The organism is Pseudomonas sp. YL2 (assembly GCF_023063025.1).
GTDB classification, from domain to species: domain Bacteria; phylum Pseudomonadota; class Gammaproteobacteria; order Pseudomonadales; family Pseudomonadaceae; genus Aquipseudomonas; species Aquipseudomonas putida_A.
This window is the reverse complement of the sequence record NZ_JAJSLU010000005.1, coordinates 70,454-76,814: the sequence shown is the minus strand read 5'-3', so window position 1 is coordinate 76,814 and position 6,361 is coordinate 70,454. Positions and strand designations below refer to the sequence as shown.

Annotated in this window: 6 protein-coding genes; 5 read left to right on the top strand and 1 reads right to left on the bottom strand. The window is 60.1% G+C overall.

What is annotated here, in order from left to right; genetic code table 11:
• Positions 1 to 293: 293 nt before the first annotated feature.
• A complete protein-coding gene (locus tag LVD08_RS09575; protein ID WP_247268016.1) occupies positions 294 to 2,243 on the bottom strand; it encodes an LTA synthase family protein in 1,950 nt (649 codons plus the stop codon).
• Positions 2,244 to 2,446: 203 nt separating this feature from the next.
• Here LVD08_RS09575 and colR point away from each other — a divergent pair, with 203 nt between their 5' ends.
• The 5 genes from colR to LVD08_RS09550 all read left to right on the top strand — a co-directional run bounded on the left by colR (position 2,447) and on the right by LVD08_RS09550 (position 6,160).
• On the top strand, positions 2,447 to 3,130 hold the full coding sequence (gene colR, locus LVD08_RS09570; RefSeq protein WP_041068401.1) for a two-component system response regulator ColR: 684 nt from the start codon (positions 2,447 to 2,449) through the stop codon (positions 3,128 to 3,130).
• A complete protein-coding gene (locus LVD08_RS09565; RefSeq protein WP_247268015.1) occupies positions 3,120 to 4,403 on the top strand; it encodes a sensor histidine kinase in 1,284 nt (427 codons plus the stop codon). The genes colR and LVD08_RS09565 overlap by 11 nt, the downstream gene beginning before the upstream one ends.
• Before the next feature lie 140 nt (positions 4,404 to 4,543).
• Positions 4,544 to 5,212, top strand: coding sequence for a class I SAM-dependent methyltransferase (locus LVD08_RS09560; RefSeq protein WP_027612050.1), 669 nt, complete (start codon positions 4,544 to 4,546; stop codon positions 5,210 to 5,212).
• A gap of 4 nt (positions 5,213 to 5,216) precedes the next feature.
• The gene (locus tag LVD08_RS09555; protein WP_096795130.1) at positions 5,217 to 5,930 is read left to right on the top strand and encodes a lipopolysaccharide kinase InaA family protein; all 714 of its coding nucleotides are present in this window, start codon (positions 5,217 to 5,219) and stop codon (positions 5,928 to 5,930) included.
• A 2-nt stretch (positions 5,931 to 5,932) separates the two neighbouring features.
• On the top strand, positions 5,933 to 6,160 hold the full coding sequence (locus tag LVD08_RS09550) for a hypothetical protein (RefSeq protein WP_025111684.1): 228 nt from the start codon (positions 5,933 to 5,935) through the stop codon (positions 6,158 to 6,160).
• The last annotated feature ends 201 nt before the right edge of the window (positions 6,161 to 6,361 follow it).

Genomic DNA, 6,361 nt, shown 5'->3' with positions numbered 1-6,361 from the left:
GGGGGGGGGGGGGGCGGGGGGGCCGTCAGTTCCACCCGCCCCCCCCCTGTAACAACAACCCCCCCGCCCCCGGGGGGGGGTGGTGGTTTTTTATTGCCCGGACTCCAGGCTTCACACCATCCCCTGTGGGAGCGAGCCTGCTCGCGAAAGCAATCACCCCGTCACTACAGCTGTGACGCATGCACAGCATTCGCGAGCAGGCTCGCTCCCACATTGGGATCTGGATTTCCTGTGATAACCGGTTGAACAAAAAAAAGCCCCGGTGCATCAGCCCGGGGCGTTTCTATTGACGGTTACTGTTCGCTGACCTGGACAGTGCTGTCCTTCGCCGGCTTCCAGCTCAACAACTGCTGTTTGAAGCCATAACTGGCCGCCTGGTAATACGCAATGGCCCGGCTGACCAGCGGATCGTCGCTGGTAACTCGCGATTCACGGCTCTCGGTCAACGCATCGTCATGCCGGCGCAAGCCCTGGCGCGGGCTGAGGATCGCCAGATCCTTGCCATCGAACAGACCCAGGTGCTGATAGTTGCCGACCACCACGCGCGGTGGCAGCGGGTTGTCCTGCAACAGGTTGCGACCGAAGAACGTCGAGGTGTAATCCAGGTTGAGCAAGCCCAGCAGTGTCGGCGCCAGATCGATCTGACTGGCCAGTTGCGCGCTTTCGCGGGCTTCGATCATTTTCGGCGCGTAGATGAACAGCGGGATCTGATAGTTGGCGATCGGCAAGTCTTCTTTACCGGCGCTGCCCGCGGTGTGGTCGGCGACGAAGATGAAGATCGTATTGTCGAACCACGGCTTTTGCCGCGCCTGCTCCAGGAACTGACCAATCGCATAGTCGGTATACTTCACCGCACCATCACGGCCGTTGCCGGATTTGATGTCGATCCGGTTGTCGGGGTAGGTGTAAGGGCGATGGTTGGAGGTGGTCATCAGTTGCAGCAGAAACGGCTGCTGTTTGGCGTAGTCGGCATCCGCCAGTTTCAGGGTCTGACGATACAGATCTTCGTCGGCCATGCCCCAGGCGTTCTTGAAGTGGATCTCGGCTTCATCGACGCTGCTTTGGTCGACGACACGATAGCCGTTGCCGCTGAAGAACGCGTTCATGTTGTCGAAGTAGCCGCGGCCGCCGTAGACGAACACGCTGTCGTAACCCACCGCGCTCAGTTGCTGGCCAAGGCTGGCGAAACCGCTTTCACGGCCGATGCGTTTGACGATCGAGCGGCCCGGCGTCGGCGGGATGGCCAGGGTGATCGCTTCCAGACCGCGATCGGTGCGGGTGCCGGTGGCGTAGAAGTTATTGAAGTACAGGCTCTGCTTGCGCAACGCGTCGAGGTTTGGCGTCAGGTTGCGACCGTCGCCATTGCTGCCCAGGTACTTGGCGCTCAGGCTTTCGATGGTCACCAGCACAATGTTCGGCTTGCGCGGGGTGCCCGGGTTGTCGATCACCCGGCGGATGTCCTGGGGATCCTTGCCGATGAAACGCGCGTCGCTTTCGCTCAGCTCGGCGCGGATCTGGCTGGCGACTTTTTCCGCCGGCAGGCTCTTGTAGAACTGGGTGTAGTCCAGTTCATTGTTACGGAACGCGGCGAAGAACTGATACGGGCCGTTGCTGGCCAGTTCGTTCTGGTAGGCGTTGCCGCCCTGGGCACGCGGGGCGTCCTGGCTGAGCAGTTGCAGGCTGAGGCCCGCGACGATCAACAAGCCCAGAGCACTGAGCAGACGTCCGCGCAGCGCTGGCAGCGGGGCATTCATGGCAGCATTGAACGGCTTGCCCAAGGCAAAGCTGATCACCACGGCCAGCACGGCGAGGAGGCTCAGCAGCTTGCCGATCGGGTACGACTCGAGGACGTTGTTCAGCACTTCGTCCGAGTACACCAGGTAATCGACGGCGATGAAGTTGAAGCGCACGCCGAACTCGTCCCAGAACAGCCATTCAGCCACCGCCACGAACAGCATGGCGAACAGGCTGATGGTCAGCAGGGCGCGCAGAAACCCGCGATGTCCACGACGCCGCCACAGGCCTGGCGGGCAGAGCAGCAGGTACAAGCCCATCGGCAATGCCGCATAGGCCAGGAAACCCAGGTCGTACAGCGCGCCGATGCCGAACACCGACAGGGCGAAGCCGCCGGCCTCATCCAGGTGAGTCAGCAGCAGTACCGCTCGAGTCAGAAGAAAGATGACCAGCCAGGCGCCGGTGATGAGCAGCAGAAAGCGCACGGGCGCGGTCTTGAGAGGGTCCATTGTCTAGTTTTCCTTATATCAATGGCGCGCGAGTTTCGCGGCGTCACTGTAGTCAGGTTGTGAATCGATAGTGAAAACTTTGTTAAACATTTAATTTGCCTGGGCAAATTGATTTGCACGCCTGTCGGCCCTAGCCCTGAACCGGCGTTGGCCTTAAGCTGCGCGGGCCATGACGGCCGTCACTGTGTACGGAGGAGATGCCAATGCGAATTCTATTGGTCGAAGACAACCGCGATATCCTGGCCAACCTGGCCGATTACCTGGGGCTCAAAGGCTATACCGTCGATTGTGCCCAGGACGGCTTGTCGGGCCTGCATCTGGCTGCCACCGAGCATTACGACCTGATCGTGCTCGATATCATGCTGCCGGGGATCGACGGCTACACCCTGTGCAAGCGCCTGCGTGAAGATGCCCGGCGCGATACGCCGGTGATCATGCTCACCGCCCGCGATCAACTGGACGACCGTCTGCAGGGCTTCAAGTCCGGGGCTGATGATTACCTGGTCAAACCGTTTGCCCTGTCCGAGCTGGCGGCGCGGGTCGAGGCGGTCATGCGCCGGACTCAGGGTGGCGGCCGCCGTGCGCTGCAGGTCGGCGACCTGTCCTATGACCTCGACACGCTGGAAGTGACCCGCGAGGGCAAGTTGCTCAAACTCAACCCGGTCGGCCTCAAGCTGCTGGCGGTCTTGATGCAGAAGAGCCCGCATGTCCTGCGCCGGGAAATTCTCGAAGAAGCGCTGTGGGGCGATGACTGCCCGGACAGCGACAGCCTGCGCAGCCACGTCCACCAATTGCGTCAGGTGATCGACAAGCCATTTGCCAAACCGTTGCTGCAAACCGTGCACGGCGTGGGTTACCGCCTGGCCGAGGGGCGTGATGGAGTTTAAGCAAAGCCTTTCCCAGCGGATCATCATCGCCTTTGCGCTGATGAGTGCGCTGGTGGCCGGGGCCTTCGCCATGGGCATCGTGGCGACCGTGCACCTGGTGGAGGAGAAACTGATTTCGGCGGGGCTGGGCGGCGACCTGCAGCGTCTGCTGCTGATGGACAACGTCTCGGACTGGAGCCATCGCCCGGAACCGGACCAGTTGTTCTATTTCAGCGGCGGACCGGGTGATTTCGAGCTGCCCAAGGATCTGCGTCACCTCGATGCGGGGTTCCACGAAGTGTTCCGCGAGCAGCTGTCGTATCACGCGATGGTCGAGATCGTCGACGGTCGCCGCTACGTGCTGCTGCAGGATCAAAGCGATTTCGAAGAACGTGAACGCGTGCTGTTCGCCGTGGTGCTGGTGGGCTTTGTGCTCAGTCTGGCGCTGGCGGTATTCCTCGGCTGGGTGCTGGCGCGCAAGGTCATGGCGCCGGTGGTGCGCCTGGCACGGCAAGTACGGCATCGCGATCAGTTGCTCGGTCTGGCGCCGCCACTGGCGCCGGACTATGCGGCTGACGAAGTCGGCGAACTGGCGGTGGCGTTCGATGCCACGCTGGGGCGCCTGCGTCAGGCACTGACTCGGGAGCGGCTGTTCACCAGTGACGTCAGCCACGAGCTGCGCACACCGTTAATGGTGCTGGCGAGTTCCTGTGAACTGCTGCTGGAAAATCCGGGGCTGGATCAACGCGGTCGTGCCCAGGTCGAGCGCATCGCCCGCGCCAGCGAAGAAATGCGTGAACTGGTGCAGACCTTTCTGATGCTCGCCCGCGCCCAGCGTGAAGACGCCGGTTCGGCGCCGCAGCAGAACATCAGTCAGGTGGCCGATGGCTTGTTGAGTATCTGGCGTGAACCGATCGAATCGAAAGGGCTGCGGCTGATGTTCGAGCCGGGCAATCCGCCGGACACTCGCTTCAACGCGACTCTGCTCAGCGCGGTCATGGGCAATTTGTTGCGCAACGCCTGCCACTACACCGAGCACGGATTCATCCGCCTGACGCTCAACGACAATGGATTCGTCGTCGAGGACTCGGGCGTCGGCATTCCCGAGGAAAAACGCGAGGCCATGTTCCAGCCCTTCGTGCGCGGCAATGAGAAGCGCGGCGAAGGCCTGGGCCTGGGCTTGTCGCTGGTGCAGCGGATCTGTGAAAACCAGGGCTGGGAGGTGACATTGAGCACCATGCAGCCCAATGGCTGCCGCTTTGAGGTGACGCTGGGCCGTGCTGACGGTCGCTGATGGCCCCGCGCTATTGCTTTCTCCCTGTAAAACCCTGTAATAGTTTGCCGGTTTACCTGACGTAATTTTCACAAAGGGACGACCTGACGCTGACATGCCACTACCTATGGTAGGGGCATCAGTTATTCAGGAGTCCTGAAATGAGCAGTCCGATCAAGCTCGATTTTTCCGAAAAGTATGATGACCAGCATGCACAAAAATATTTGCGCAAGCACCAGGACGGTCTCGGTCGTCGGTTGTCACATTGGCGGGACGAGCAACTGGCCCGCAAGGCACTGACACTGGCGGGCGAGCCGGGGCTGGTTCTGGATCTGCCGTGTGGTGCAGGGCGTTTCTGGCCGTTGCTGGCGGAAAAACCCAATCGGGTGATCATTGGCGCGGACAATTCCGAGTCTATGATCAAGACCGCGATGCAGGCGCAGCCGGCTGACGTGGTGAAACGGGTACAACCTTTGCACACGTCAGCGTTCGATATTGCCTTGCCGGATAACGCCGTCGACAGCATTTTCTGCATGCGTTTGCTGCATCACATCGGTGAAGCCGAACATCGGCGGACGATTTTGCGCGAATTCGAGCGTGTCACCCGTGACAGCGTAATCATTTCGTTGTGGGTGGACGGTAATTTCAAGGCCTGGAAACGCAAACGCGCTGAACAGCGCCGTGGGCAGGAAGGTTACCAAAACCGGTTTGTGTTACCGGCTGTGACAGTAGAAAAAGAGTTCGAAGACGCAGGTTTTCGCATTCAGGAACAACTGGACTTCATTCCGCTCTATGCCATGTGGCGGGTTTACGTATTACGCAAGAGGTAACAGGATGGCGGTGCAAATAGCAGCAGAAACGGAAGTCGCTCCCCAGGATCGCTTCGACTACTACTGGAACCAGCGCGGTGAATGGGTGGAAGAACCCAACGTGCGCCGTGGCGGGGAAAGTGGTGTGCAACGAGTCGTGGGCCGTGACGGCCAGTTACTGTATGCCAAGCGCCAGACCGGACATATCTATCGCAGTTGGCTGCATCCTTTCGGCCGGCCGACAGTCTTGCGAGAGCTGGATGCCCTGACCGGTGTCAGCCGCCTCGGCGTACGCGTCCCGCAAATCGTCTTCTGCGGTGCGCAGCCCGATCCGCAACACAAGTGGCGTGCGCTGCTGGTGACCAAGTCGCTGGACGGTTTCGACGAACTCGAGAAGTGGGAAGCCGCCGGTGGCCGTGCCCAATATGGCGAAGCGGTTTACGAGCGCGTCCTCAAAGACCTGGCCGAAAACCTCGCGCGCATGCACAAGGGCCGTTGGCAGCACAGCTGTATCTACATCAAACACGTTTTTGTACGGGTGACCGGCGAAGGTGATTCGGCTCAGGTCGAAGTGGCATTGATCGATCTGGAGAAATGCCGTCAGCGTCTGACCGCTTATCGCGCGGCCTCCCATGACATGAAGCAATTGCGTCGCCATTCGTCGTTCAGCGACACGGACTGGAAAAAACTCGTCTACTTTTATGAGACGGCGTTTGGCAGCGCTATCAAAGGTTTATAGCGATGAAACTCGAAATTGCACGAGGTTTGTTCTTGGTTGGAGCCTTGGCAGTTGCTTCATTGGCGGTGGCGGCCTGGGAGCAGCCCCGCATGCAGGTGATCGGTGCTACCACAGGCGATGCTCACTGCGCAGTACCACGGGTGGCGAAAGCCTCCGTGGCGACTAAACCTGACCATGATCTGTTGTTGTTCATGTTCGGACTTTCTCAAGGGATGAGGCCACAGAGTTGAACCGATTGAAGCCAAAATGAAAGGCCTCGCAGATGCGAGGCCTTTTTTATTGCGCGTGTTCCAGGGATCACACCATTCCCCTGTAGGATCGGCGATGGATGGCAGGTTTGTGGCTGGTTGCGATCAAGGATGGGAGTGGGCTTGCTCACGAAGAGGCCGGCACATTCAGCACTGCTGTTGACTGACCTGACGCTTTCGCGA

Excerpts from the sequence above, each read along its gene's own strand:
- LVD08_RS09575 (WP_247268016.1), bottom strand. The coding sequence starts at position 2,243 with ATGGACCCTCTCAAGACCGCGCCCGTGCGCTTTCTGCTGCTCATCACC.
- colR (WP_041068401.1), top strand. The coding sequence starts at position 2,447 with ATGCGAATTCTATTGGTCGAAGACAACCGCGATATCCTGGCCAACCTG.
- LVD08_RS09565 (WP_247268015.1), top strand. The coding sequence starts at position 3,120 with ATGGAGTTTAAGCAAAGCCTTTCCCAGCGGATCATCATCGCCTTTGCG.
- LVD08_RS09560 (WP_027612050.1), top strand. The coding sequence starts at position 4,544 with ATGAGCAGTCCGATCAAGCTCGATTTTTCCGAAAAGTATGATGACCAG.
- LVD08_RS09555 (WP_096795130.1), top strand. The coding sequence starts at position 5,217 with ATGGCGGTGCAAATAGCAGCAGAAACGGAAGTCGCTCCCCAGGATCGC.
- LVD08_RS09550 (WP_025111684.1), top strand. The coding sequence starts at position 5,933 with ATGAAACTCGAAATTGCACGAGGTTTGTTCTTGGTTGGAGCCTTGGCA.